We start from the raw sequence: 25,301 nt of genomic DNA, 5'->3' as shown, positions 1-25,301 counted from the left end.
TTTCTTTCTGCTATCTGAACCCTGCCTCAATGGCAGGGTTTCTTTTTTGTACAAAGCCCCGCCGGCCATAGTCAAACTCCCCCTTTCCCGCTACAGTTAATTTTCCACGGTGCAAAAGGAGAGGACCATGCTCTATATCTTTGATTTAGGTAATGTGATTGTCGATATTGACTTCAACCGGGTGCTCGGGACGTGGAGCGATTTAACGCGAATTCCCCTTGCGACGCTGCAGCAGCATTTCACCATGGGCGAAGCGTTCCACCAGCACGAGCGCGGTGAAATCAGCGATGAAGATTTCGCGGCGGCGATGTGCCACGAAATGAACATGTCGCTTAGCTACGAGCAGTTCTCCCACGGCTGGCAGGCGGTTTTTGTCGCCCTCCGCCCGGAGGTTATCGCGATTATGCAAAAATTACGCGAGCAGGGGCATCGGGTCGTGGTTCTGTCCAACACTAACCGTCTGCATACCACCTTCTGGCCGGATGAGTACCCCGAGATACGCGCCGTGGCTGACCATATCTATCTTTCTCAGGAAATGGGGATGCGTAAACCCGAAGCGCGGATCTATCAGAGCGTCCTTGAAGCGGAAGGTTTTTCCGCTGACGATACGGTCTTCTTCGATGATAACGCGGATAATATTGCCGGGGCTAACCAGCTTGGCATTACCAGCATTCTGGTGACCGGGAAGGAAACCATCCCCAACTATTTTGCTAAACAGCTATGCTAAAAACCGTTCATCAAAAAACCACGCGCCATCTGCGACCGCTGGTGGCGTGGCTCAAGCTGCTATGGCGGCGTATTGATGAAGATAATATGACGACACTGGCGGGGAATCTTGCCTATGTGTCGTTACTCTCCCTTGTGCCGCTTATTGCCGTTGTTTTCGCGCTGTTCGCGGCATTTCCGATGTTTTCTGATGTCAGTATCCAGATTCGCCACTTTATCTTCGCCAATTTCATCCCGGCAACCGGCGATGTCATTCAGGGCTACATTGAGCAGTTTGTCGCTAACTCCAGCCGAATGACCGCCGTGGGCGCTTTCGGCCTGATTGTGACATCGCTGCTGTTGATGTACTCCATTGATAGCGCGTTGAACACCATCTGGCGCAGTACCCGCACCCGACCAAAAACCTACTCCTTTGCCGTTTACTGGATGATCCTCACCCTGGGGCCGCTGCTGGCGGGCGCCAGCCTTGCGATCAGCTCCTATCTCCTGTCGTTACGCTGGGCCAGCGACCTGAATAGCGTGATTGACGATGTGCTGCGTATTTTTCCGCTCATTTTATCCTGGGTGGCATTCTGGCTGCTTTACAGCATTGTGCCGACGGCCGAGGTGCGTAACCGCGATGCGATAATCGGTTCCCTGGTCGCTGCGCTGCTCTTTGAAGCGGGTAAGAAAGCTTTTGCTTTATATATCACCGCGTTCCCGTCATATCAGTTGATTTATGGCGTGCTCGCCGTGGTGCCTATTTTGTTTGTCTGGGTGTACTGGACGTGGTGTATCGTCTTGCTTGGCGCTGAAATTACTGTCACTCTCGGTGAATACCGCAAACTGAAAAAAGAAGAAACAGAACAATCATGATTGCATTAATTCAACGCGTATCCCGAGCTAGCGTTACCGTGGAGGGTGAAGTGACGGGCGAAATCGGCCCCGGGCTTCTGGTGCTGTTAGGCGTCGAGAGAGACGATGATGAGCAAAAGGCGAACCGCCTGTGCGAGCGCGTGTTGGGATACCGTATTTTTAGCGATGCTGAAGGCAAAATGAATCTGAACGTGCAGCAGGCTGGCGGCAGCGTGCTGGTGGTTTCACAGTTTACGCTGGCAGCGGATACCGAGCGCGGGATGCGCCCTGGATTTTCGAAAGGGGCTGCGCCGGATAAAGCGGAAGCGCTGTACGCGTATTTCGTTGAGCGCTGCCGCGAGCAGAAAATGAATACGCAGACCGGGAGATTTGCTGCCGATATGCAGGTTTCTCTGGTGAATGATGGTCCCGTAACCTTTTGGTTGCAGGTATGAGCCAGCTTCCGGGCAGGCTGCGGGTAACAAAAGAGAGTACAGCTATGTATCACCTTCGTGTACCGCAAACAGAAGAAGAGTTAGAGAGCTACTACCAGTTCCGCTGGGAGATGCTGCGTAAGCCGCTGCATCAGCCGAAAGGGTCCGAGCGTGATGCGTGGGATGCGATGGCGCACCATCAAATGGTGGTCGATGAAGAGGGTAATCTGGTTGCCGTCGGGCGGCTGTATGTGAATGCGGAAAACGAAGCCTCTATCCGTTTTATGGCCGTTCATCCGTCAGTGCAGGATAAAGGGCTGGGTACCCTGATGGCGATGACGCTGGAGTCCGTCGCCCGCCAGGAAGGCGTTAAGCGCGTGACCTGTAGCGCCCGCGAAGACGCGGTGGAGTTCTTTGCGAAGCTCGGTTTTGTGAACCAGGGAGAAATCACCACGCCGACGACCACGCCGATCCGTCATTTTCTGATGATTAAGCCAATAGCCTCGCTGGATGATATTTTACATCGCGGCGACTGGTGCGCTCAGCTGCAGCAGGCCTGGTATCAGCATATCCCTCTCAGCGAGAAAATGGGCGTGCGCATCCAGCAGTATACCGGGCAAAAATTCATCACCACCATGCCGGAAGCCGGTAACCAGAACCCACACCATACCCTGTTTGCCGGCAGCCTGTTTTCTCAGGCAACGTTAACCGGCTGGGGGCTTATCTGGCTGATGCTGCGCGAGCGGCATCTTGGCGGCACAATTATTCTTGCCGATGCGCATATCCGCTACAGCCAGCCCATTAGCGGACGCCCAAGCGCCGTTGCCGATCTCGGTTCGTTAAGCGGCGATCTTGACCGGCTGGCGCGCGGGCGTAAAGCGCGCGTTCAGCTGCAGGTTGAACTGTTTGGCGACGATCGGCTTGGCGCGGTTTTTGAGGGTATCTATATTGTTCTTCCCGCGAAGCCGTTTGGCCCGTATGAAGAGGGCGGTAACGAAGAGGAGTAGCCTCCCTTTATACCGGTCTATTGGCCTGGTGACTTCACCCGCCAGGCGATATCCCTCATCGCGCTTCCGGCCGCCGGGCTGATGCCGCCCAGTTGAAAGAAGCCGTGGATCACCCCGAGATAGCGCTGACAGGTACAGTCAACGCCCTGCTCAAGCAGGCGCTGGTAAAGCGCTTCGCCTTCATCACGCAAAGGGTCGTATTCTGCCGTCAGAATATGTACCGGCGGTAATCCGTTAAAGTCTTTACGCCATAGCGGGCTGGCTTCCGGATGATGGAGTTCCGTCGCTGAAAGGTACATTTCATAGCCGCTGAGCAGGGTATCTTCGGTGATGATGTAATCTTTACCGTTATCGATATAGCTCTTCATGCTGGCGGTGGCATCCAGCATCGGGTAAATCAAAACCAGCTGTGCGGGTTGCCAGGCCTGCGTGGTTTTGAGTCGCAGGGCGGTCACTAATGCCAGATGTCCTCCGGCGCTGTCGCCAGCCAGCGTAATACGGGAAGCATCGATGCCCAGCTGCCCGGCGTGGCGGTGAATAATCAGCGCGCCTTTTTCGGCATCATCATGGGCGGCAGGAAAAGTATGCTCCGGCGCCAGCCGATATTGCACGGCGATAACGCGACAGCCGCTGTGGTACGCCAGCTGGCGGAGCTGATGGTCATGCGTGGCGAAACCGCCGCTGATAAAGCAGCCACCGTGGAAATAGATAACGGCAGGCAGCGCGCCAGTCGCATTGAGGGGAGAGACCACGCGAAAAAACATGCCCTCGAGTTCGATGTCCTCTACCCACACGCGGTTTTCTTGTTCCCCGGCTAACACGGCACTAGCGACATAACCGTTTCTCCGGTCATCAATATTCTGTTCGCGCGATGAGGGGCGACCTGCATCGATAAATTCCCGCACCAGCTCTGCAATACCTTTTTCAAGCGCCATTTTTTAATCCCTTAACCTGTTTGGATATCCAGTCTTATAGCCTGATTTTTAACAAAAGAAAATGGGCGATTTGGGTTGCGAAACGATTGTGGAAAGCGGCTCGCAAAAGTGAAACTCATTGCTGACGGGGCTTTCCCCCCACCAACTGCAGGTGTATGTTGTTTGAAAATTCATCGTCAATGATATACTGGAGGTATATGTGAGTATGATGACGGGAACGAATATGGGCAGAATACTACTCGACTTATCGGATGACGTTATTAAACGTCTTGAAGACCTCAAACAGCAGCGCAATCTTCCTCGAGCGGAACTGTTACGCGAGGCGGTTGAACAGTACCTGGAAAGACAAGCTGACACCACTATTTCCAATGCGCTGGGGATTTGGCAAGGCTGTGAGGAAGAGGGAGTTGAATTCGAAAGGAAACTCCGCGAGGAGTGGCAATGATTAAAGGCCCGGCGCTGTTTGATACTAATATTCTCATCGATTTATTCAGCGGTCGCGTTGAAGCGAAACAGGTTCTGGAGGCTTATCCGCCACAGAATGCGATTAGCCTCATCACGTGGATGGAAGTAATGGTGGGGGCGAAAAAGTATCATCAGGAACACCGCACGCGTATTGCACTGAGCGCGTTTAATATTATCGATATTTCACAGGATATTGCTGAACGAAGCGTCAATCTCAGGAAGGAGTATGGGATGAAGCTGCCGGATGCCATCATACTGGCGACAGCGCAAATACATCGTTATGAACTGGTCACGCGCAATACCAAAGATTTTTTCGGGATACCCGGAGTGATTACGCTTTATCATTTGTAAGCCGGGCGGCAGGCGCCGCCCGACATGATGCCAGCCGTTATTCCCCTTCGCCAGGGAACAGGAACGGGTTAATGGAGCTGCGGGCGAAGCCCTCTTGTTCCATCCGTGCGTCCAGCACCAGCGAGGCGAGGTCGTCGGCGACGGCTTCCACTTTTGGGTCTTTTTCCTGATAGAGAATCTTCAGGTAGGTACCGCAGTCGCCGCAGGTTTCGGCTTTAATCGCCGACTGCTCGTTATCTAATGACCAGTAGTGCAGATCGCGCGTCTGTTCGCAGTTGCTGCACTTCACGCGCACCACATGCCACTCGGTTTCGCACAGGTTGCAGTGCAGATAGCGCAGGCCCTGAGTGGTGCCAATTTGCACCATGCTGGAGACCGGCATCGAGCCGCAAACCGGGCAGAACTGACGCTGTTCACCGTATTCAGCGCGGGCTTTTCCGGGGATAAGGCTGGCCATCTGCGCCCAATAGAGCGAGAGCGCGGCCCAGATAAACGGCGCTTTATCGCTGCTGACAGAGGCAAAATCGGACGCAAACAGCGCGCTTGCCATCAGTTCCAGCTCCTGTTCGGAGGCTTTTTCCAGATTCTCGATGACCGCCAGCGCCGGGCCGCTCATCTCCGGCTTCAGTTCGGCAATCAGCGAATGCAGCAGCTTGTGCCAGTGCTTATCGCGCGGCAAAACGTGGATATCCAGCGGCGGCTTACCCTGGTCGTTCGCTTCTTTGATGCGCGCGGTGAGATCCATCTGCAGCGGATGGTCGTACAGCACCACTTCCTGCGCGTGGGCGATAAGTGCGGCAAAGCGCAGGTAATCGCCCAGCGGGTTATTTTCAGCCAGTTCGCGCAGGCGTTCGGCGCGACGGTTATATAAATTTTTGAGCCGGGGAAACAACAACGGCGGAATCATATCCGTCGCGCGTTTCTCGCTCTTTTCCAGCTCATCTTGCGGGATGATACGAATGCTCATTCTGTTACTTCCTGGTTTCAGCAGATTCGGCGATGGTCGCGTCCGCTCTGTGATTTGGCGGGCATCACGCGCCCGCTCTGGTGAATGTCATTAATGATAACCGCAATCGGCGTACGGGATATACCCATGACATCGCAATGTGTGCGTTACGATACCTGATATCGATATCCCAGACTATGCACCGTTAGGATTAGCTATCCTGCGCCATGGCTTGAGCGAACCGGGAAACGTGCAGCTCCCGCCTGCGGCGCACTATGGTTAATGTTGTCAAAACAGCGCGTTATCCGCAAAAAAATGGCGTCGATATACGACGCCATTTCAGAGACGAACAAAGCGCTCGGGCCTACGACTGGCGCTTATCCTGCTTTTCGCGGACTTCACGGTACCAGCGCGGATGATGCTTCTTCGCCCAGGTCTTCGTCACCCAGCCTTCCACCATCGCGGTAATGGTGCCTTTCACCCACAGCGCGGCGTAAATATGCACCATGATCACCACGATCAGCGCGACCGCCGAGAAGGAGTGCAGCATCAGCGCGACGCGGATAACCGGGATGGAGAAGGCCGGCGCAAAGTACGGACGCCAGATAATCACCCCGCTCACCAGCAGCAGCACCAGGAAGATAATCGCCGCCCAGAACACGCACTTCTGGCCGAAGTTATAGCGCCCGGTGTCGCCCACTTCCTCGTTGACCACAATCTTGCGAATGTTCTTCGCCCAGAAAATATCGTCCCGGTTGATCAGGTTATGGTGCCAGTAGCGGAAGAACATGATGATGAACGAGGCAAACATAATCACGCCCACGAAAGGGTGCAGAATACGCGCCAGCTGCGGGGTGCCCATGATGTGCATCAGCCAGTTGAAGGACGGGAAGAAAAAGCCCAGTCCGCTCACTGCCGCCAGCACGAAGCAGAAGGCGGTGACCCAGTGGTTGATTCGCTCCGGCGCGGTGTAGCGCACGATGGTGTCACGTCTTTTCATTTGCGCACCTCGTCTTTCTCCTCATCCAGATTGTCCTCTTCCTCTTCCGCGCGGTTCGGACCGACGCCGACGTAGTGGAAGATGCTGGCGGCGAAGGTGGCCGCAAAGCCGACCGCCGCGAGAGGCTTCCAGATCCCTTTCCAGAACTTAACCGTGGCGCTGATTTCCGGGTTCTCCGGCAGGCCGTGGTACAGGTTCGGCTTGTCGGCGTGGTGCAGCACGTACATCACGTGCGTGCCGCCAACGCCGGCCGGATCGTACAGCCCCGCGTTGTCGTAACCGCGGGTTTTCAGCTCGGCGACGCGCTCGCCCGCCAGCGTTTTCATCTCCTCTTTGGAGCCGAAGTGGATAGCGCCGGTCGGGCAGGTTTTCACGCACGCCGGCTCCTGGCCAACGTTAACGCGGTCGACGCACAGCGTACATTTGTAGACGCGGTTATCTTCCGGGTTCAGGCGCGGCACGTTGAACGGGCAGCCGGCGATGCAGTAGCCGCAGCCGATGCACTGCTCGGACTGGAAGTCGACGATGCCGTTGGCGTACTGAATGATCGCCCCTTCCGCCGGGCAGGCCTTCAGGCAGCCCGGGTCGGCGCAGTGCATACAGCCATCCTTGCGGATGAGCCACTCCAGTTTGTCGTTCTGCTCCACTTCCGAGAAGCGCATCACGGTCCAGGATTTGGCGGTCAGGTCGGCGGGGTTATCGTACACCCCGACGTTGTGACCGACTTCATCCCGGATGTCGTTCCACTCGGAACAGGCCACCTGACAGGCTTTACAGCCGATACAGGTGGTGACGTCGATAAGCTTCGCCACCTCTTGCTGGTGGTCCCGCGCGCGGGGCGCGGGGGTGAAGCCGTTAGTCGCGGAACGACGGATAATGTCTTGCGATTGATAAGCCATAATTCGTCTCCGTTACGCCTTTTCCACGTTCACGAGGAAAGCCTTGAACTCCGGCGTCTGCGTGTTCGCATCACCGACAAACGGCGTCAGGGTATTGGCGATAAACCCTTTCTTCGCCACGCCTTCGTAGCCCCAGTGAATCGGAATACCGATAGTATCGATATCCTTACCGTCCGCTTTCAGCGTGCGAATACGCTTGGTTACCACCGCCTTGGCTTTGATATAACCGCGGTTAGAGGAGACCTTCACGGTATCGCCATGGGCGATGCCGAGCTTGTTGGCCAGCTTCTCGCCGATCTCCACGAACTGTTCCGGCTGCGCGATGGCGTTAAGCAGCGCGTGCTTGGTCCAGTAGTGGAAGTGCTCGGTCAGACGGTAAGTGGTGCCGACGTAAGGGAATTTATCCGCTTTGCCCATCTGCTCAAGGTCGCCTTTAAAGACGCGCGCGGCCGGGTTCGAGACCACGTTCGGGTGCAGCGGGTTAGTGCCCAGCGGCGTTTCAAACGGCTCGTAGTGTTCCGGGAACGGCCCTTCCGCCATCTTATCGATAGCGAACAGACGCCCCATTCCTTCCGGCTGCATGATAAACGGCCCGACATCGCTGTCCGGCGCCGCGGCGCTGTAGTCCGCAATATCCACGCCGCCCCACTTCGCGCCATCCCATTTCAGGAGCTGGCGCTTCGGATCCCACGGTTTACCCGCCGGGTCCGCGGAGGCGCGGTTATACAGAATGCGGCGGTTGAGCGGCCACGCCCATGCCCAGCCCAGCGTATTGCCCAGGCCCGACGGGTCGGCGTTATCGCGACGCGCCATCTGGTTGCCGTCCGGCGTCCAGCTACCGGCGAAGATCCAACAGCCGCTGGAGGTGGTGCCGTCATCGCGCAGCTGCGCAAACGAGCTGAGCTGCTGGCCTTTCTTGACGATCACCGCCCCGGTTGCCGGGTCGGTAATATCTGCCAGCGCCTTACCGTTGCTTTCCATCGCGACTTCTTCTGATGCCGGTTCATGCGGCGTGGCGTAGTTCCACGTCATGTTCAGCACCGGTTCCGGCGCCGGTCCGCCCTGTTCGGCGTACATCTTGCGCAGGCGTAAGAAGATGCCGGCGAGGATCTCGCCGTCGGTGGTCGCAATCCCCGGGGCGTCCGCGCCTTTCCAGTGCCATTGCAGCCAGCGGCCGGAGTTGACGATAGAACCGTTCTCTTCGGCGAAGCAGGTGGACGGCAGGCGGAACACTTCGGTCTGGATTTTCGTCGGATCGACGTCGTTCGACTCCCCGTGGTTTTGCCAGAAAGTGGAGGTTTCGGTGTTGAGCGGGTCGATGGTCACCAGGAACTTCAGCTTCGACAGCGACGCGACAACCTTGTTTTTGTTCGGGAACGACGCTACCGGGTTGAAGCCCTGGCAGATATAGCCGTTCACTTTACCCTGGTTCATCATCTCGAAGTATTGCAGGACGTCGTAGCCCTTATCCCACTTCGGCAGCCAGTCAAAGCCCCAGCTGTTTTCCGCCGTCGCTTTATCGCCAAAGAAGGCCTTCATCATCGAGACGAAGAATTTCGGGTAGTTACCCCAGTAGTTCACCTGGCCCTTCAACAGCGGTTTCGGCGTGTTGGCGGCGAGGTAGGTTTGCAGGTCAGTCTGTTTCTCGCTCGGCAGCGTCATATAGCCTGGCAGGCTCTGCGACAGCAGTCCCAGGTCGGTGAGACCCTGAATATTGGAGTGGCCGCGCAGGGCGTTTACGCCGCCGCCCGCCATGCCCATATTGCCGAGCAGCAGCTGGATCATCGCCATGGTGCGGATGTTCTGCGCGCCGATGGAGTGCTGCGTCCAGCCCAGCGCGTAGAGGAACGACGCGGTTTTATCGTGCGCGCTGGTTTCCGCGATGTATTCGCAGACTTTGAGGAAGTCGGCTTTTGGCGTCCCGCAGATGTTTTCGACAACTTCCGGCGTATAGCGGGAAACGTGCTGCTTCAGCAGGTTCCAGACGCAGCGCGGATGCTGCAGCGTGGTATCGCGTTTGGCAAAGCCGTTTTCATCCAGCTCATAGTTCCAGGACGTTTTATCGTACTTGCGGGCTTCGGCGTCGTAGCCGCTGAACAGACCGTCTTCAAAGCTGTAATCTTCACGCACAATCAGGCTGGCGTTGGTATAGGCTTCAGTATATTCACGGTTGATTTTTTCGTTGTTCAGCAGGTACAGGATGACGCCTGACAGGAAGGTAATGTCAGTACCGGAACGAATTGGGGTATAGAAATCAGCCACCGCCGCGGTACGCGTAAAGCGCGGATCGATCACAATCAGCTTCGCGCCGTTGTGAATCTTGGCTTCCATCGCCCAGCGGAACCCAACAGGGTGTGCTTCAGCGGCGTTGCCGCCCATCACCACCACGAGATTGGCGTTCTTGATGTCGACCCAGTGGTTGGTCATCGCACCGCGACCAAATGTTGGAGCAAGACTTGCTACCGTTGGTCCGTGTCAGACGCGCGCCTGGTTGTCGACCGCGAGCATACCGAGCGCGCGGGTAAATTTCTGGGTTAAATAACCGGTTTCGTTACTGGAGGCGGAGGCGCACAGCATACCGGTGGTCAGCCAGCGGTTGACGGTAGTGCCTTCGCTATTCTGCGCGACAAAGTTGGCGTCGCGGTCTTCTTTCATCAGCTTAGCGATACGGTCGAACGCTTCATCCCAGCTGATTTGCTGCCATTTATCAGAGCCTGGCGCGCGGTATTCCGGGAATTTCAGACGGCTTTCGGAGTGGATAAAGTCCACCAGACCGGCCCCTTTAGGGCAGAGCGCACCACGGTTGACCGGGTGGTCCGGGTCACCTTCGATATGGAAGATAGACGCTTTGGCGTTTTTCGCGCCGTCGCCGAGGCTGTACATCAACAGCCCACAGCCGACGGAACAGTAAGTGCAGGTGTTACGGGTTTCGCGGGTGCGCAGCAGCTTATACTGCCGTGTTTCCGCGAGCGCTAAACCGGGCGCAAAGCCCAGCGCCGCTGCCGTGGTTCCTGCCATACCGCCAGCGCAGATCTTAAAGAACTGCCTTCTGCTGACCTGCATGGTTCGCTCCTTGTTTCGACATTGTCACATATAGTTATTTGCTTTGCGGTAAGGGCCGCAAAGGTTCAGAATTAGGGGTAATTTCCCTCGTTCCCGAAGGGATATAAACAGAATACCACATTGTGTGTATGCCTGTTCCAATACGGTTAAGACAAAGTGAACAAGAAGCCTCTTGAACAAATCGAAAATGTGACAGATATCACAGGTTATCGCCAGGTATCGCTCTGGAAGCGCCAAAATTTGCAACATCCTCAGCCAGACGAGTTAGCTGAAGAGGTACCCGTTGCGCTGGTCTATAACGGCATCTCGCACGTGGTGATGATGGCGACGCCGAAAGACCTGACGCAGTTCGCCGTGGGCTTTTCCTTATCCGAAGGGATTATCGAAAACCGGGGCGAGATTTATGGTATGGACGTCCTTCAGGCCTGTAACGGCCTTGAAGTGCAAATCGAACTCTCCAGCCGCCGCTTTATGGGGCTGAAAGAGCGCCGTCGCGCGCTGGCCGGGCGCACCGGCTGCGGCGTATGCGGCGTTGAGCAGCTCAACGATATCGGCAAGCCCGTGCAGCCGCTGCCTTTTACCCAGACGTTCGATCTGGCGAATCTCGATCGCGCGCTGGCGCACCTGCATGATTTTCAGCCGATAGGCCGCCTTACTGGTTGTACTCACGCCGCGGCCTGGGTGCGCCCTTCCGGGGATCTCGCGGGCGGTCACGAAGATGTTGGTCGCCACGTGGCGCTGGACAAACTCCTGGGACACCGAGCGGAGTCAGAAGGCGCCTGGCAGAACGGCGCGGCACTCGTCTCCAGCCGAGCCAGCTATGAGATGGTGCAAAAGGCGGCCATGTGCGGGGTGGAAATCCTTTTTGCGGTCTCTGCCGCCACCACGCTGGCGGTTGACGTCGCCGAGCGCTGCAACCTGACGCTGGTGGGATTCTGCAAGCCGGGCAGGGCGACCGTTTACACGCATCCGCAGCGGTTAATCGCGGGTTAAATTTAAGTCAATTTTTTTAAATGATGACAACAAATCCTTCCGCTTTTTGTTTGGCGGTGTGCGAGCTACTATTTATCACATCAAGGCACGGCGCCTTATTCAAACAACTAACGTAAAGGGTTTATATCATGAAAAGCATCAAAACTTTTGTCGCAGTTATCGCTCTGGCCGCTTCTTTTGGTTCCTTCGCTGCGGAAACCGTGACCGCAACCGCCGCAACGATGGACGGTGCAGAAGCGAAAATCGCCGCTCAGGCCCAGGCCGCAGGCGCATCGTCTTACAAAATTACCGAAGCGTTTACCGGTAACCGCGTGCACATGACTGCGGAACTGAATAAATAAGCGTAAAGCTACTGTCGAAAGAGCGCCCAAGGGGCGCTTTTTTTGTGTCTACAGAAATATTTATTTCATTGTTAATTAAGTGTTTTTATTCGATGGTCCGCTTATTGCAACGCGATGAACAGTCGACAATAAAAGGTCCCCGCTATGCCGCTGTTCTATCAAAACCCCGTGATTCATGCCGATTATGCCGATCCCGATGTCATTCGCACAGGCGATGATTTCTGGATGGTGGCTTCCAGTTTCCATCAATTGCCTGGCTTACCGCTTCTCCACTCACGCGATCTCATCCATTGGCAAATCGTTAACCATATTGTTAAACGCCTGCCTTCGCCGGAATATGACAGCGTTCAGCCGGGAAAGGGGATTTGGGCGCCCTCCATTCGTTTTCATGATGGCCAGTTTTGGGTTTTCTACAGTTTGCCCGACGAGGGTATTTTTGTTTCCCACGCCCGGGATCCGTTAGGCGAGTGGAGCGAACCCTATTGTCTGAACGCCTCCCCCGGCTGGATAGACCCTTGTCCGTTCTGGGACGATGATGGGCGAGCCTGGCTGATTCACGCCTTTGCTTTTAGCCGCAGCGGGGTGAAAAATAAGCTCCAGCTTTTTGAAATGGCGCCGGATGCATCCCGGCTGTTGGATAACGGCCGGATCGTTGTTGACGGAACGCCCTCGCATCCCACTCTGGAAGGCCCCAAGCTGTATAAGCGTAACGGCGAATACTGGATATTCGCCCCGGCCGGCGGCGTCAAGCGAGGCTGGCAAACGGTCATGCGCGCCCCGACGCTATCTGGTCCATGGCAAAGTCGCGATGTCCTGCACCAGGGGAATTCGCCGATAAATGGTCCTCATCAGGGGGCGTGGGTTGAACTGGAGAATGGTGAAAACTGGTTTTTCCACTTTCAGGACAAAGGCGTGTATGGCCGGATAGTGCATCTTCAGCCGCTTTGCTGGGGCGCTGACGGCTGGCCGCAAATTGGCCAGAGGCTTAATGACACCGGTAAAGGCCAGCCCGTCAGCCTGCATCGTTTACCCGCATTGCCCGTTGCGCCGTGCTGTTTACAGACCAGCGACGATTTCCGGCACGGCCAGCCCGGTGTTCAATGGCAATGGCAGGCAAACCCCCAGCGCCACTGGCTCACGCCTCATCAGCAAGGGCTACGCTTGCGCTGCGCGCTAACCTCAGGCGATATCAGCCTGTATCGCTTACCTCAACTGCTGCTGCAAAAGTTTCCCGCTGAACGTTTTGACGTGCAGACCGCGGTTGATCCGATGTTTTCTCAGGATGGCGATGAAGCGGGGATCGCGATTTACGGTCAGCGCTTTGCCGCACTGTGCGTAACGTACCGCGCGGCGAATTTGCAGCTCGCGCTATGCCACGGATGGATAGACGATCGCGGTGAAACGCATCAACAATCCATCGGACTTGAGGAGGTCTCCGGTTGCAAGGAGATTGAGCTAGGATTTCAGGTGGACTATGACGGGGTGGTCCATTTTCGTTATCGGCTTGCGCAGCGTGAATGGCGGCAGGTGACGCCGCAGTTTTCCGCCGGGGCGGGAAAATGGATCGGCGCGCGTATGGGTATTTATGCCCGTGGCGAGCGTGAAAACGTCAAAGGCAGCGCCATATTCTCACCGTTTATCGTGCGTTTGCAGTAAGCCCCGCGGGCGACCCCAGAAGGGCAGCGAAGCTGCCCTTTACGGCGTTTAATCGAAGTAATAGCGAATGCCGAGGCGGAATCGCACCTGATCGTCGTGATTCTGATCCTGATCGAGCCAGGCGACTTCCGCATAGGGGAGCCAGTGTTTATCGACGCGGTAGCGCGCCACAATACTTGGCTCCCAGTGAGTTTTCTGCCCGTTAGAGGCATTGAAGTCGTTTGTGTTGACAAAGAACTCCGGGTTGAGCTGGAGCCACAGTTTCTCGGTCGCCTGGTAATTAAGGTACAGGTCAAACTGATGGCTGTCGTTATAATCCATATAGCCGTTGTAATCGCGATCTTTATGGGTCATATGGTTATAGCGATAGCGGCTGCTAAAACTTAAGGTTTTACTGATTTTATAATCGAGACTGATATAAGGAGCCAGCTTTGTTCCTTTATTATCAATATCGGTTAATCCGCCCGGCGTCAGCGTCCATTTTTCATTAAGCGGGATCGGATACCAGCCTTCAAACTCCTGGAACGAGCTTTTCATTTGATTAAAATCTTGTCCGAGGTCATACATTGCTGAGGCCAGCACCCCTGCGCCATTATCAAATATATGACCAAGGCCAATTTTATACTGATTTTTCTCCGAAGCCGTAGTATGCGCGTAGCGATTATCAACCCAGGTTGCCGCGGCAAACGTATTTAGTGTAAAGCAGGACAGCGGTATGCCGATTAAAAGCGTGCGTAATATTTTCATTTTTATTCCTGTAGGATTTATAGAATACCGTCATTTCGATAAAGCAATAAAAGACACTTATTAAATAGCAATTGCTGTGCCAGAATATAAAATCCTTAAAATACATGGAGTTGTTTTTATGTGTTGAGTATTAATTCGACACTGGTTGGTTTTTTATTTGCGTCGATACACATCACGAGTAAGAGGACGGCTCCCTTTTATTAAAGGGAGCCAGGGGAAGCGTTAAATTATGCCAATACCCGCAGCGGCAAAGCCAAAGACAATCAGCATAATTAATACCTTATTCGGGCTAACCTTTTTATTCAGTAGCTTCAGGCAGCCCAGGACTAAAAGCAGAGGAATTAAGCCAACGCAAATTTTGTCGAGGATCTCTTGCAGCACAAAGGGCTGTCCGGCGATGGTGGTTTTAAAGGTAGTGGTGAATTTCACCATGCTGGCGCTCATCGCCCCCACCATCATTAACCCCATAATCGACGAGGCTTTCGTTATACAGCTCAGCAGTCCCGACTGCGTCGCTTCGGCGATATATTTCGAGCCTAAGCGGTAGCCCATCACGCCGCCGTAATAGCGCAGCAGATAGCTGGGAATATTGTAAATCAGCAGGAACAGCAGCGGCCCAAGCGGATTGCCCTGCGACGCCAGGCCAATAGCGATCCCGGTGGCGATAATACGCAGCACGCCGTAGAAAAATGAATCGCCTACCCCGGCAAATGGCCCCATTAAGGCCACTTTGATGCCGTTAATACTCGAAGTATCAAAGTTCGGGTTGGCGGCGTTCTCCTTTTCCATCGACAGCGTCAGGCCCATAATAAAGGGCGCCAGATGCTGGTTGGTATTGAAGAACTGGCTGTTTCGCTTAAGCGATTCAAGATAACGGTGCGGGTCGTTGGCGTAGATTTTCTTCAGCATCGGCGCCAGCGCCCAGCCGTAGCTTAATCCCTCCATGCGGGTGAAGTTCATCGACCCCAGCAGCGGAAACTGGCGGATAAAAAGCTGACGGAAAAGCTTTTTCTCGCTTTTATCATCGGCGTAAGCGCTAACGCCAGGTGTCTGGATATCAGTCATTGAAGAACCCATCCTTATCGTCGACTGAAGCGGGCGCAGCCGCCGTTGCCGTTTGTTTATTCGCTTTAAGTTGATTGAATTCGTTAAAGCACAGATAGACCGCTACCGAGGCCGCGATAATCGCGATCCCCATAATCGGCAGCTGCAAATAAGCCGCCATCGCAAAACCGATAAAAAAGAAGGCGGCGATATTACGGTTCCACAGCGCCTTCAGCAGAATGGCGAACCCGAGAGCCGGGAGAATGCCGCCAACCGCCGTCATGCCGCGCATGACCGTACCCGGAATGCTCTCGACCAGGCTGCGGATGACCTCGGTGCCGAAGAGCACGCCAAAAAAGGCGATCAGGGCGAAGGGGATGCCGTAAAAGAAGGTCATACCGAGCGTCAGACCCAGCGCCGCACGGTCACGCCCTTGTTCCAGTAGCGCATCGTATTTTTCAACCAGAGCGGTATAGACCAGCTTCAGCACCTGATAAACAAACACCGCCAGCAGGCTGATCGGCAGCGCCAGCGCAACGGCCACCGGCGGTTCGGCGTGGGTCAGGATCGTAAAAGCGGTTGCCAGCACCGAACCCACCGCCAGATCGGCAGGAACCGAGCCGCCGATGGTGATGGTGCCAAGGAAAATCAGCTCCAGCGTGGCGCCGATGATAATCCCCTGCTGCAAATCTCCCAGCACCAGACCCACCAGCGCGCCGCAGATGAGCGGGCGTTCGATCAGCGGTTGGCCCAGCGTATGGTCGGCGGTTTTCACCAGAAACATAATGACGGCAACAAGAATTGCGGAAGTTAACATAGCGACCTCGTTTAGCTGGCGGCGTTGCCCAGCATCTCAATCAGGTTTTTTACCGGATGAGAAGGCAGGACCTGGTATTCAACGGCAACGCCGCGGTTGGCGATGGCGTGGAAATCCGCCACATCTTCCGGCGTCACGTAGACGGTATCGCTAATGCGCTTTTTCGCCGCCAGATTGTCGGTGATGCGCCCGAAGTTAGCGACGTTTAACGTTTTTATTCCCGGCACCTGCTCGACAAGCCGACGGGCGTCGGCGGCGTTGTTAACGATCACCATAATTTTCATGGCTTCGGAACGCGGGTCGTTAAGCACATCCCCTGCATCCTTTACCGCCATGATGGCGCACTTTGCGGTATCGGGAGCCGCCATGCGCAGCGACATTTTCTGCACTTCGTTATTCACGATCTGGTCATTGGCGACCAGGATGCGGTTCACGCCCAGATGCTTGGTCCATACCACGGCAACCTGTCCGTGGATTAAACGATCGTCAATACGTACTAAAGAAATCATGGTGTAGCTCCAGTTAGCAAAAGTAGGGTGTCCAGACGCGGGAAAGGCGAACCAGGGCTTCGAAATAGAAGTAATCGCCCCAGAGGTTAGGTTCGTTAATGCCCATATTGCGGCCAAAGTTATAAACGCCTTCGCGCAGCAGGCCGTCCTGCGCGTGGGCAAAGTAGCGCTCGCGTAAATTGCGCATCATCAGTTCAATAGCGTTGCCGTAGGCCGGACGCAGCGGGTCGGTGAGGGGTAATAGCTTCAGCAGTTCCGCCAGTCCGCAGGCCGCGATCGCCGCCGCAGAGGTATCCCGGTACTGGTTATCTTCGGCAGTAAAAATCAGATCCCAATAGCAGACAAAATCTTCCGGCAGGCGGTTAAGAAAATAGTGCGTCAGGCGGCGAGAGAGCTCGGGCTGCCAGGCATCGCCGGTGTGGGCATATCCCAGCGCAAAACCGTAAATTCCCCAGGCCTGACCGCGCGACCAGCAGGAGCTATCGCTGAACCCCTGGTGCGTATCCCCGCGTAGCGGCTTGCCGTTATGAACATTCATATAGAACGTATGAAAAGTAGAGGCGTCCTCACGCACCAGATAGCGTGCGGCCTGCGCCAGATGACGGCTGGCGGCCTCGCGCCACCGTGGGTTACCGGTTTCGTTGGCGGCCCAAAACAGCAACGGAACATTGAGGTTGCAGTCGATGATCATTCGCCCCTGACGCGCCGGGTCGTTTAAATCTCCCCACGCCTGAATCACGCCCGCCGTGGCGTTGAAGCGGCGATAAAGCAGTTCGGCCGCGCGCAGGGCGAGTTCGCGGGCGCGCAGGTTGCCGGTGAGTTTCCAGGCGTTAACGCAGGAGAGCAGATAGAGGAAGCCGAGGTCGTGAGTATCAACCTTGATTTCCTTATCGAGCCGCTCTTCAAAACTATCGAGCAGGCTTTCCGCTACCGCCCGATATTTTTCGTCGCTGGTGACCTCCCAGGCAAGCCACAGCATGCCGGTCCAGAATCCCTCGGTCCAGTCGACTCTTTCAACGCTTTCATAGCGGCCATGGCTGGCGCTGGCGGCAGGAAAGGTTGCCGTAAAGCGCGGCAGCATGGCGTCAAGCCGGATCAGGACGTCGTCGATGGCCCCGTCAAGCCAGGCACGATCCAGCCCCGGCTGCGGTAAGAAGTAGCGGCTATCAAGCGCTTCAAGTGCGATAGTCACAGGCTGTCCTCCCCGGCAAAGAAATCATCAATATTGTCCTGCGTTTTATGCTGTGTCGCCTGGCGCGCCGCCATAATTTCCGGCAGCAGATTCATGTACTGCATTGCTCCGCTGGCGGCGGCAAATGCGTCCTGGAGCCGCTGGGCGGTATCGGTGTGTTCCGACATGCAAAACTCCATCAACATAATCAGATTGGCGCCGCTGATAACGTGCGCGTGAGGGTATTTGACCATCATCTGTACGGCGGTATTGTTGACGCTGCCGCCGGGCATATCGGTAAACAGCACCAGCTCATTGCCGCGACCGGCTGCCAGCCGGGCGATAGCGTCAAAGCGGGTGGCCAGTTCAGCCGTCGAACCAATTTCGCCGCAGTAGGCGCAGACGGGCGTGACGCCATGATCGTCGCCAATCAGCAGATTTAATGCTGAGACAATCCCTTCGGCATAGCGGCCATGAGTTGCGATGTACATCTCTCGCATTTGCGTTCCTTAATATGTTCTGGGTAGCTGAGGGAGATTTAGCAATCACCGTGCCATGTTTTTATCTTTATGTTTTTAAACGATAAAATAGTTTTTCTGGACGCTGTTTTCAGTGTTGAAAGGGCGAGGTTCGGCAGTGTCGAGCGCGCGGCCAGACGACGCCGACCGCGGAGGGTTAATGTTCAGGGGCAAAGGCGATCCATGGCTCCATGATTTCATAAATCATCAGCACTTCAGTGAGCGGCAGGGTGATATTGTATTTGCGGTTCAGGGCCTGGAAAAAAGTGTCATGGACGGCGACAAAGGCCTGCTGTTCAAGCGTCAGCGCAGTTTCTTCGCGATGGCGTACGCCGTTATTCACCATCACCCGTTCGATCATCAGCGCGATATGCATAAACAGATTGATGCGCAGATAGCTTTCAAAATGGATTTTGTAGAAGGATTCATACTGTTTAATGACCGCTTCAACTTCATCAATGATTACCACCGGATTGAGGAAATTAAGCCGGCTGGCGACGCCTTCGACCGTGAATAGCTTGACCACTTCATCAATCATGGGCTCCAGACCGCCTTCCATTAGCAGCCCGTTGAAATAATCACGTTTTAACACCTGCGTTTTTTCTTTAATCAGCTGCTCTACGCTAAGTAGCGGAATATACCCGGCCTCCAGATCGGTAGTCGTAATGATCAGCCGCGTACCGTTCAGCGCCGGATCGGCGTGGGCGATTTTCCATTTCAGATCGTCATACTCCATCGTAATGATATCGATCTCCTCCTGGGCCAGGAAACGCTGGACGATATCTTTCAGCTTGCGGGAGATCCCTTCGCCGGAGATGCAGGAGATAATGATTTTATTGCCCGGCAACACGCCCGCGTAGTAGCGCGTTTCCACCTCATACGCTCCTTTGGCGCTCTCAATAATCGCCTCCATCGACAGCTTGTCCTGGATTTTGGCCGCAATATCCAGCGCCATGGCCGTGCTGACGTTGTTGATAACCAACAGCTCACCGTGCAGATGGAGCTTAATCTCTTCGTAAATCTCTTTTAGCGACCCCATATCCACCAGAATAATCAGCCCCGCCCCCTGCTTAAGACGGGAAACATGGGCGATCAGCAGGTCGATAATCTCCCTGGTCGACGTCGCGTTCGCCATGTCGAAGGCTTTAAAGTAGTAGCCGCCGGTCAGTTGGTTGGCGATACCGGCAATGCTCGACGCGGTGGCGCGGCCGTGGGAAACGATAATCCCCTGAATCGGATCGTCTTCGCCGGCGAGAGTATGAAAAGCGCAGCTTAGCAGGGGCAGCAGCAGGGGCAGCGGCTGCCGGGTGACATGTTTGCTCAGCAAAGCGAGACACTCCTCGGCCAGCAACCGCGCCTTCGCGGAGACATAGTCGGAAATGGTTTGCAGTTCGCTTGCATTGACCGTCTCCTCAGCGTCATGGAGCGCGTAGCTGACGCAGAGCCAGACCGCCTTGCGGATCTCCTGGCTACAGGAGATGCCGGTCAAATTCTCCAGTTCGTCGAGAGCGTGAACGGTGTTCTGCCAGATATAGCCGCTGTACAGCGCCTCGGCGGCAACCGCGCCGCTGACGGTGGTCAGCAGCTGTTCCATTTTGCGATTCAGCAGCAGCACGTTACCGCTGTGGCAAAAGTCGCGAAAAATCACCTCATCGCGCATCGCCTTTGGCAGAAACTGGCTGGCGCACAGCGCGTCATTATCCGCATTAGCGGCAATACGGATTATTTCGCCGCCGGACGCCGGGCCGCTTAGCGTAATAACCTCGGCCTCGCGATTATCGCTCCAGGCGCTGGCGCACATCACTTTAATCTGGTTTTTTAACTCCCCGATATTGCCGCGCACCGGTGAGGCGACCAGCTGATGCATCAGCTGATTATCGAGATGGATATCCCGACGCAGGCTGTGCGCTTCTTGATGCAAAAAGTGGCTGACCTGCGCGACGCGCTCGGTAAGCGGGCGCGAAATATAGTTTGGCAGCGTGACGCGCACCGGAATACGGCGACGGAAGGTGTTGAGCAGGACGGTGTCGATATTTTCCGTTGTGGCGAAGATAAAGCGCAGCGACGCCGGATGGCGCGTACGGTTATCGCCAAGGCGGTAGAAATACCCCTTGTCCATAAACAGAAATAGCTTTTCCTGGTTCTCTGCCGAGAGGCGATGAACCTCGTCGAGGAACAGAAACCCGCCATCGGCATCATCAAAGGCGCCGCGTTTTTCGCGGTCGGCTCCGGTGAAAGCGCCCCGGATATAGCCGAAAAGGGTCGCCGAAAGCAGCTCCGGGTTATTGGCGTAGTCGGCGCAGTTAAGCTCAACGAAAGGTTTGTCTACTGCGATAACGCCGCGTTCGAGGGCATACTGATAAATTAGCGTCGCCAGGTGGCTTTTGCCGACGCCACTCTCTCCGGAGAGCAGGATAGGCAAGCCGTCACCGGGGTAGTCCACCGCTGAGCGGCACAGCGCGACGGCTTCGGCCAGACTGCCGTGTGCGCCAATCAACGGCTGAAAGGCGTCGTGCTTTTTCGACACTATGAGTGATGCCTGAACGCTTTCCTTACCGTTGGTCTGTACAAAGAAGCGCACCGGCCGGGTATTTTCTTTACTCAGATGGCCGTCATCGCACAGCCTGTTAAGGTAATGGCTGATAACGCTGCGGTTAACCTGCATAAAGTCCGCACAGTCCTGAGCCGTGAACCCCGCGGGTTTATGCGCATAATGAGTCACTATTTTCTGGAATAACTTTTCTTTTGCCGACAGCGCCATTTTTCAATGTCCTGGGTAGAGTAGAAAATAGCGTCGATTTTATTTAGACACTAGACACTACTATTTTTATTAGACACTGAGTACTTTCTACGCCATTAGATAAAAATGAAACTACGTTTTGATTAGAATGTGATGAAGATCGCCACCGATTTGATGGGGTGTAAAAGCTGGCGCCCCGCCCGCAAGCGGCCGAAGAACCGGACAGCCTGAACGGGGCGATAAACGCGCCGTGAACCTTCCTGACGTAAAAAAATGCGCTATTTATCACATTTCTGCTTTTTCATTATCGCTGGGCTTAAAGATGAAAAGGGGCAGCCCGCCGGCGAAATTATCTCCTCAAGTAACCTAATGATATAAAAGAAAATAAAAACGTAACTGTTAAGACGATCCCATTTTATAAAAGAGATATTGATCACAAAAAATGCGCTAATAAACCCGATGTCAATATTAGGCTGGCAGAGATTTATCAGCATATTGTGATCTCTCTTGCAAATAATGCCCTTGAACTCAGGGAAAAATGTGGGCAGGCAAAACAGCGGAGACGGGCAATGAAAATTGGCATTGTTATTAGCGGCGGCGATGTTTCAGGAATTAATAATTTTATATTCCAGATTGCCAGACTGGCGAATGCCGATATCACTATTTTTAATGGTGGAATACCTGGGCTGTTGGATAAAAACCATCAGGAGGTGGCCTGGCGCGATCTGGTCGATTTCTCCATCGCCTCTATTCCGATCATTACCTCCGGGCGCACCAGCCGTCGGTTGCTGCGCAGTGAATATGAAACAATAGCCAAAAAAATTAAATCACTGCGCATTGATGTGCTGATTATGGCCGGCGGCGACGGTAGCCTGCAGTTTCTCAATACGCTGAGCGAATTTGATATTAACTGCTTTGGCGTCGGGATGACTATCGATAACGATGTGTACGGCAGTGATTATACGATTGGTTTCTCCACCGCCTGCGAGCAGATTATTAAAGAAGTTTCCCGCTTAAGAAATACCGGAAGAGCATTACCGGGCCGCGTGTTTATGGTCGAAATTCTGGGAGGGTATTGTGGAGAGTTAACGTTGCAATCCGCGATAAAAAGTAACGCCGATATCGCCCTGATCCCGGAATCGCAGCTGCCGTTGGAAACGCTGGCCGAGCGGGTGAAGCATAAGCTGACACAGCAAAACAGCGTGGTGATCCTGTGCTCTGAAGGCTACACCAGGGAATACTCTCCCGGATTTCAGGGAGCCATTGATACCATGATTAAGCAGCTCGAACCGCAAATTGGCGTGCGTATTCGTAAAACTATCGTTGGCTACGGTTTGCGCAATGGCGATCCGACCTGCGAAGAGATCTACCAGGGCACGATTATGGCCAGTGAAGTGGTTCGCTGCATTCAGTCAGGGATGAAAAATAAAGCCATTATAATTAATGCAAGTAACAAACCTATTCCGATTGATTTAATTAGTATGAAAAAACGTCTGGTCGACACTGAAGGACATCATTATAAACTTGCCAAACAACTCAATATAATTTGAGGAGACCCTACATGCTGAAAATTCTATGCGTATGTGGCTGCGGCCTCGGTTCAAGCTTTGCCATTGAAATGACGGCGAAGGCGGTTTTAAAGAAGCTGGAGATTCCAGCACAGATTGAACATACCACTATTTCCGAAGCCGGGGCGTTTAAATCAGATATGATTCTGACGCAAAAAACCTTTGCCGATATATTAACGGCGGATGCCAGCGAGGAGGAAATTAAACGCGTAGTGGTACTGCATAAGCTGACGGATAAAGACGAGATTGAGGCAAAGATCGTCGCATTCTTAAAAGAACGTAACCTGAAGGTAGCGGACTATGAATAGCTTTGTAGAGTTTATCGTCAAAGATTTACTCGGCCAGGCATCGATATTAATTGCATTTATTGCGATGCTGGGCCTGATTCTGCAAAAAAAATCAGCGGGTAAAACGGCAGAGGGGACGTTTAAAACGCTGCTCGGTTTCTTAATTATGATGGCCGGGATCAACATTATTGTCGCCACGCTAACGTTCCTTAACGATATTTTCACGCAGGGATTTGGCATGAAAGGCTACATTACCGATGTCGCCGCCATTGCCGGATTAGCCAACCGTGAATTAGGTTCCGAAGTCGCGTTGACCCTGATGGTGATTTTTGCCGTCAACATCATTATCGCCCGCCTGACGCCGCTTAAATATATTTTTCTGACCGGCCAGGCGCTGCTGTGGATGGCGACTATCGGCGCGGTGATTGGCTATAAAGCCGGGTTGACCGGGCTTCCGTTGATTTTAACCGGCGGTATTTTCGGCGGCGTGATGGCGGTACTGATGCCCGCCCTGGCGCAGCCGGTGGTCAGGCGCATTACCGGTTCCGATGACGTGGCGCTGGGGCACTTCTGCACTATCGGCTATCTGGTGCAGGCGGCGGTGGCTAAAGTGGTGGGGAAAGGGTCTCGCTCAACAGAAGACCTTGAATTACCGGATAACTTTAAGTTTCTTCAGGATACCTATCTCGCGATGGCGGTAGTGATGGTGCCGATGTACCTCATCCCCGCGGTTGCGGCGGGCCCGGAATATATCGCGCAGTTCTCCAACGGCATTAACTACCTGATGTACGCCTTTATGCAGTCCATTCAGTTTGTGGCGGGGGTATTCGTTCTCTACAGCGGCGTGCGCCTGTTGCTTAACGAGCTGGTGCCGGCATTTCGCGGGATTGCGATGCGCATTGTCCCGGACGCTAAGCCCGCGCTGGATTGCCCGGTGCTGTTTCCCTATGCGCCTAACGCGGTGATCGTCGGCTTCCTGGCGACCACCGTCGGCTCCATCATCGGCATGCTGGTGTTTCCCATGTTTGGCCTGGCGATGATCCTGCCCGGCCTGTTAACCAACTTCTTTGCCGGGGGGACGGCGGGTGTCTTCGGCAACGCGCTGGGCGGCCGCCGCGGGGCGATGATTGGCGGCGTCATTCACGGCCTGTTTATCACCTTCCTGCCCGCCATTTTGGTACCGATGCTGGAAAGCTACGGTTTTACCGGCGTCACCTTCAGCGATTCGGACGTCATTAGTTCCGGTCTGGTATTAGGCCACGCTTTCCAGAATAACTGGCTATTTGTCGCCCTGTTCATTGTTTTTGTTGCCGCACTGGCATGGTTCGTAAACGGTAAATCAGCGAAGCCGAAAGGGGAAAATGTTCATGAGTCTGTATAACTTCAACGCTATTCTGAAAATTGCGCAGGAAAGAAATTTTAAGGCCATTGGCTCATTTAATTTGCACTGTATTGAAATGCTGCCAGCATTTTTTAAAGCGGCGCAACAAAGCCATAGCCCGTTAATGATTCAAATCTCTACCGGGACGGCGGAATATCTTGGCTACCGGTTACTGGTGGATGCGGTTCGTTCATTAGCGGAAAGTGAAAACGTGCCGACCTGCCTGCATCTGGATCACTGCTCTGATATTAGCGCCATCGAAACGGCCATGGATGCCGGATTTACATCAGTGATGTACGACGGCTCCCATCTGGATTTGGAAGAGAATATCGGCAATACCCGCATCGTGGTGGAGATGGCGCGCCCGCGGAATATCACGGTAGAAGGCGAACTGGGGGCGATCGGCGGATCGGAAGACGGCAAAGCCGTGGCCGCGGAGGATATCTGCTTCACCACGGTGGAGGACGCCAAACGCTTTGTGGAGGAGACCCGGGTGGATATGCTGGCGGTCTCCGTGGGCACGGTGCACGGCCTGTATACCGGTAAGGCGCAAATCCAGCACCAGCGGCTAAAAGAGATTAGCGCCGGTACCGGCGTGCCGTTAGTGCTGCACGGCGGTACCGGCGTCAGCGATGAAGATATGCGCCTGGCCGTCACTGAAGGCATTAACAAGGTGAACGTCGGCACTGAAATGAACGTCCAGTGGGTCGATCGCTGTAAAACCACCTTTGAAAAAGGCAAAGTGAACGACAGCGTACGCAAATTTTTAATTCCGGCGAATAACGCGGTCACCCATGTATTAATGGAAAAAATCGCTCTGTTTAAATAAAAGCTTATTTTAAACCGTATTTTGTTGCCCTGCTGTCCGT

25 protein-coding genes are annotated in these 25,301 nt (G+C 54.5%); 13 read left to right on the top strand and 12 right to left on the bottom strand.

From position 1 onward, the window contains the following. The first annotated feature begins 127 nt into the window (after positions 1–127). The 4 genes from yihX to fabY are packed head-to-tail and all read left to right on the top strand — an operon-like array spanning position 128 to position 3,001. Positions 128–727: a glucose-1-phosphatase gene (gene yihX / locus ACE3MN_RS26425; protein ID WP_024360709.1), complete on the top strand. Its 600-nt coding sequence runs from the start codon at positions 128–130 to the stop codon at positions 725–727. After that, positions 721–1,581 carry a virulence factor BrkB family protein gene (locus ACE3MN_RS26420; RefSeq protein WP_004127107.1) on the top strand — a complete coding sequence of 287 codons (861 nt, stop codon included), beginning with the start codon at positions 721–723 and terminating at the stop codon, positions 1,579–1,581. The genes yihX and ACE3MN_RS26420 overlap by 7 nt, the downstream gene beginning before the upstream one ends. Continuing rightward, positions 1,578–2,015, top strand: a complete 438-nt coding sequence (gene dtd, locus ACE3MN_RS26415; protein ID WP_004132870.1) for a D-aminoacyl-tRNA deacylase — start codon at positions 1,578–1,580, stop codon at positions 2,013–2,015. Before ACE3MN_RS26420 ends, dtd begins: the two co-directional genes overlap by 4 nt. Before the next feature lie 44 nt (positions 2,016–2,059). After that, positions 2,060–3,001: a fatty acid biosynthesis protein FabY gene (gene fabY, locus ACE3MN_RS26410; RefSeq protein ID WP_004127112.1), complete on the top strand. Its 942-nt coding sequence runs from the start codon at positions 2,060–2,062 to the stop codon at positions 2,999–3,001. Between the two features lie 17 nt (positions 3,002–3,018). Here the strand turns inward: fabY and ACE3MN_RS26405 are convergent, their stop codons facing one another. Then, positions 3,019–3,936: an alpha/beta hydrolase gene (locus ACE3MN_RS26405; protein ID WP_024360706.1), complete on the bottom strand. Its 918-nt coding sequence runs from the start codon at positions 3,934–3,936 to the stop codon at positions 3,019–3,021. Positions 3,937–4,141: 205 nt separating this feature from the next. Between ACE3MN_RS26405 and ACE3MN_RS26400 the strand changes: the two genes are divergently transcribed. Beyond that, positions 4,142–4,381, top strand: a complete 240-nt coding sequence (locus tag ACE3MN_RS26400) for a CopG family transcriptional regulator (protein ID WP_077265771.1) — start codon at positions 4,142–4,144, stop codon at positions 4,379–4,381. Then, positions 4,378–4,752: a type II toxin-antitoxin system VapC family toxin gene (locus ACE3MN_RS26395; RefSeq protein WP_024360704.1), complete on the top strand. Its 375-nt coding sequence runs from the start codon at positions 4,378–4,380 to the stop codon at positions 4,750–4,752. The genes ACE3MN_RS26400 and ACE3MN_RS26395 overlap by 4 nt, the downstream gene beginning before the upstream one ends. Positions 4,753–4,789: 37 nt before the next feature. Here the strand turns inward: ACE3MN_RS26395 and fdhE are convergent, their stop codons facing one another. From fdhE to fdnG, 4 genes are all read right to left on the bottom strand, one after another. Further along, the gene (gene fdhE, locus ACE3MN_RS26390) at positions 4,790–5,719 is read right to left on the bottom strand and encodes a formate dehydrogenase accessory protein FdhE (RefSeq protein ID WP_004132861.1); all 930 of its coding nucleotides are present in this window, start codon (positions 5,717–5,719) and stop codon (positions 4,790–4,792) included. Between the two features lie 343 nt (positions 5,720–6,062). Beyond that, positions 6,063–6,698 carry a formate dehydrogenase cytochrome b556 subunit gene (gene fdoI / locus ACE3MN_RS26385; protein WP_004132860.1) on the bottom strand — a complete coding sequence of 212 codons (636 nt, stop codon included), beginning with the start codon at positions 6,696–6,698 and terminating at the stop codon, positions 6,063–6,065. Beyond that, positions 6,695–7,597, bottom strand: a complete 903-nt coding sequence (gene fdxH / locus ACE3MN_RS26380) for a formate dehydrogenase subunit beta (RefSeq protein ID WP_102650345.1) — start codon at positions 7,595–7,597, stop codon at positions 6,695–6,697. Before fdxH ends, fdoI begins: the two co-directional genes overlap by 4 nt. A gap of 12 nt (positions 7,598–7,609) precedes the next feature. Beyond that, positions 7,610–10,660, bottom strand: coding sequence for a formate dehydrogenase-N subunit alpha (fdnG, locus tag ACE3MN_RS26375; protein WP_098140182.1), 3,051 nt, complete (start codon positions 10,658–10,660; stop codon positions 7,610–7,612). 156 nt (positions 10,661–10,816) lie between these two features. Here fdnG and fdhD point away from each other — a divergent pair, with 156 nt between their 5' ends. The 3 genes from fdhD (at position 10,817) to ACE3MN_RS26360 (ending at position 13,650) form a co-directional block, all read left to right on the top strand. Next, complete coding sequence (gene fdhD / locus ACE3MN_RS26370) at positions 10,817–11,653, top strand: formate dehydrogenase accessory sulfurtransferase FdhD (RefSeq protein ID WP_102650344.1); 837 nt, start codon at positions 10,817–10,819, stop codon at positions 11,651–11,653. Between the two features lie 128 nt (positions 11,654–11,781). Beyond that, positions 11,782–11,994, top strand: coding sequence for a YdgH/BhsA/McbA-like domain containing protein (locus ACE3MN_RS26365; RefSeq protein WP_004127125.1), 213 nt, complete (start codon positions 11,782–11,784; stop codon positions 11,992–11,994). 144 nt (positions 11,995–12,138) lie between these two features. Continuing rightward, positions 12,139–13,650, top strand: a complete 1,512-nt coding sequence (locus ACE3MN_RS26360) for a glycoside hydrolase 43 family protein (protein WP_024360604.1) — start codon at positions 12,139–12,141, stop codon at positions 13,648–13,650. A gap of 48 nt (positions 13,651–13,698) precedes the next feature. Here the strand turns inward: ACE3MN_RS26360 and ACE3MN_RS26355 are convergent, their stop codons facing one another. The 7 genes from ACE3MN_RS26355 to ACE3MN_RS26325 all read right to left on the bottom strand — a co-directional run bounded on the left by ACE3MN_RS26355 (position 13,699) and on the right by ACE3MN_RS26325 (position 21,217). Beyond that, entirely contained in the window at positions 13,699–14,397 is a 699-nt protein-coding gene (locus tag ACE3MN_RS26355; RefSeq protein WP_049088281.1) for an oligogalacturonate-specific porin KdgM family protein, read from the bottom strand. 222 nt (positions 14,398–14,619) lie between these two features. Beyond that, a complete protein-coding gene (locus ACE3MN_RS26350; RefSeq protein WP_024360602.1) occupies positions 14,620–15,462 on the bottom strand; it encodes a PTS system mannose/fructose/sorbose family transporter subunit IID in 843 nt (280 codons plus the stop codon). After that, entirely contained in the window at positions 15,455–16,258 is an 804-nt protein-coding gene (locus ACE3MN_RS26345) for a PTS mannose/fructose/sorbose/N-acetylgalactosamine transporter subunit IIC (protein ID WP_004132855.1), read from the bottom strand. Before ACE3MN_RS26345 ends, ACE3MN_RS26350 begins: the two co-directional genes overlap by 8 nt. An 11-nt stretch (positions 16,259–16,269) precedes the next feature. Then, positions 16,270–16,767, bottom strand: a complete 498-nt coding sequence (locus ACE3MN_RS26340) for a PTS sugar transporter subunit IIB (protein ID WP_049085939.1) — start codon at positions 16,765–16,767, stop codon at positions 16,270–16,272. 13 nt (positions 16,768–16,780) lie between these two features. After that, entirely contained in the window at positions 16,781–17,959 is a 1,179-nt protein-coding gene (locus ACE3MN_RS26335) for a glycoside hydrolase family 88 protein (protein WP_375364220.1), read from the bottom strand. Continuing rightward, on the bottom strand, positions 17,956–18,438 hold the full coding sequence (locus ACE3MN_RS26330) for a PTS sugar transporter subunit IIA (protein ID WP_024360599.1): 483 nt from the start codon (positions 18,436–18,438) through the stop codon (positions 17,956–17,958). The genes ACE3MN_RS26335 and ACE3MN_RS26330 overlap by 4 nt, the downstream gene beginning before the upstream one ends. A 175-nt stretch (positions 18,439–18,613) precedes the next feature. Next, the gene (locus ACE3MN_RS26325) at positions 18,614–21,217 is read right to left on the bottom strand and encodes a sigma 54-interacting transcriptional regulator (RefSeq protein ID WP_102650342.1); all 2,604 of its coding nucleotides are present in this window, start codon (positions 21,215–21,217) and stop codon (positions 18,614–18,616) included. A 548-nt stretch (positions 21,218–21,765) separates the two neighbouring features. Here ACE3MN_RS26325 and ACE3MN_RS26320 point away from each other — a divergent pair. Genes ACE3MN_RS26320 through ACE3MN_RS26305 form a run of 4 tightly spaced genes read left to right on the top strand, consistent with a single transcriptional unit; the run spans position 21,766 to position 25,261 of the window. Further along, complete coding sequence (locus ACE3MN_RS26320; RefSeq protein WP_004132843.1) at positions 21,766–22,746, top strand: 6-phosphofructokinase; 981 nt, start codon at positions 21,766–21,768, stop codon at positions 22,744–22,746. Positions 22,747–22,757: 11 nt separating this feature from the next. Then, complete coding sequence (locus ACE3MN_RS26315; RefSeq protein ID WP_004127154.1) at positions 22,758–23,072, top strand: PTS sugar transporter subunit IIB; 315 nt, start codon at positions 22,758–22,760, stop codon at positions 23,070–23,072. Next, complete coding sequence (locus tag ACE3MN_RS26310; RefSeq protein ID WP_004127157.1) at positions 23,065–24,432, top strand: PTS sugar transporter subunit IIC; 1,368 nt, start codon at positions 23,065–23,067, stop codon at positions 24,430–24,432. Before ACE3MN_RS26315 ends, ACE3MN_RS26310 begins: the two co-directional genes overlap by 8 nt. Beyond that, positions 24,419–25,261, top strand: a complete 843-nt coding sequence (locus ACE3MN_RS26305; protein ID WP_102650341.1) for a ketose-bisphosphate aldolase — start codon at positions 24,419–24,421, stop codon at positions 25,259–25,261. The genes ACE3MN_RS26310 and ACE3MN_RS26305 overlap by 14 nt, the downstream gene beginning before the upstream one ends. Positions 25,262–25,301: the final 40 nt, after the last annotated feature.

Source organism: Klebsiella grimontii (assembly GCF_042137965.1).
GTDB classification, from domain to species: Bacteria; Pseudomonadota; Gammaproteobacteria; order Enterobacterales; family Enterobacteriaceae; genus Klebsiella; species Klebsiella grimontii.
The sequence above is the reverse complement of the archived record's forward strand: the minus strand, read 5'-3'. Positions and strand labels throughout refer to the sequence as shown.

Bases quoted from the DNA above. Each gene is read 5' to 3' on its own strand.
- ACE3MN_RS26405 (WP_024360706.1), bottom strand. From the start codon at position 3,936: ATGGCGCTTGAAAAAGGTATTGCAGAGCTGGTGCGGGAATTTATCGAT.
- ACE3MN_RS26305 (WP_102650341.1), top strand. From the start codon at position 24,419: ATGAGTCTGTATAACTTCAACGCTATTCTGAAAATTGCGCAGGAAAGA.
- ACE3MN_RS26420 (WP_004127107.1), top strand. From the start codon at position 721: ATGCTAAAAACCGTTCATCAAAAAACCACGCGCCATCTGCGACCGCTG.
- ACE3MN_RS26365 (WP_004127125.1), top strand. From the start codon at position 11,782: ATGAAAAGCATCAAAACTTTTGTCGCAGTTATCGCTCTGGCCGCTTCT.
- fdhE (WP_004132861.1), bottom strand. From the start codon at position 5,719: ATGAGCATTCGTATCATCCCGCAAGATGAGCTGGAAAAGAGCGAGAAA.
- yihX (WP_024360709.1), top strand. From the start codon at position 128: ATGCTCTATATCTTTGATTTAGGTAATGTGATTGTCGATATTGACTTC.
- ACE3MN_RS26400 (WP_077265771.1), top strand. From the start codon at position 4,142: ATGATGACGGGAACGAATATGGGCAGAATACTACTCGACTTATCGGAT.
- dtd (WP_004132870.1), top strand. From the start codon at position 1,578: ATGATTGCATTAATTCAACGCGTATCCCGAGCTAGCGTTACCGTGGAG.
- ACE3MN_RS26310 (WP_004127157.1), top strand. From the start codon at position 23,065: ATGAATAGCTTTGTAGAGTTTATCGTCAAAGATTTACTCGGCCAGGCA.
- ACE3MN_RS26315 (WP_004127154.1), top strand. From the start codon at position 22,758: ATGCTGAAAATTCTATGCGTATGTGGCTGCGGCCTCGGTTCAAGCTTT.
- ACE3MN_RS26355 (WP_049088281.1), bottom strand. From the start codon at position 14,397: ATGAAAATATTACGCACGCTTTTAATCGGCATACCGCTGTCCTGCTTT.
- fabY (WP_004127112.1), top strand. From the start codon at position 2,060: ATGTATCACCTTCGTGTACCGCAAACAGAAGAAGAGTTAGAGAGCTAC.
- ACE3MN_RS26325 (WP_102650342.1), bottom strand. From the start codon at position 21,217: ATGGCGCTGTCGGCAAAAGAAAAGTTATTCCAGAAAATAGTGACTCAT.
- ACE3MN_RS26360 (WP_024360604.1), top strand. From the start codon at position 12,139: ATGCCGCTGTTCTATCAAAACCCCGTGATTCATGCCGATTATGCCGAT.
- ACE3MN_RS26330 (WP_024360599.1), bottom strand. From the start codon at position 18,438: ATGCGAGAGATGTACATCGCAACTCATGGCCGCTATGCCGAAGGGATT.
- ACE3MN_RS26340 (WP_049085939.1), bottom strand. From the start codon at position 16,767: ATGATTTCTTTAGTACGTATTGACGATCGTTTAATCCACGGACAGGTT.
- fdoI (WP_004132860.1), bottom strand. From the start codon at position 6,698: ATGAAAAGACGTGACACCATCGTGCGCTACACCGCGCCGGAGCGAATC.
- ACE3MN_RS26395 (WP_024360704.1), top strand. From the start codon at position 4,378: ATGATTAAAGGCCCGGCGCTGTTTGATACTAATATTCTCATCGATTTA.
- ACE3MN_RS26345 (WP_004132855.1), bottom strand. From the start codon at position 16,258: ATGTTAACTTCCGCAATTCTTGTTGCCGTCATTATGTTTCTGGTGAAA.
- ACE3MN_RS26320 (WP_004132843.1), top strand. From the start codon at position 21,766: ATGAAAATTGGCATTGTTATTAGCGGCGGCGATGTTTCAGGAATTAAT.
- ACE3MN_RS26350 (WP_024360602.1), bottom strand. From the start codon at position 15,462: ATGACTGATATCCAGACACCTGGCGTTAGCGCTTACGCCGATGATAAA.
- fdxH (WP_102650345.1), bottom strand. From the start codon at position 7,597: ATGGCTTATCAATCGCAAGACATTATCCGTCGTTCCGCGACTAACGGC.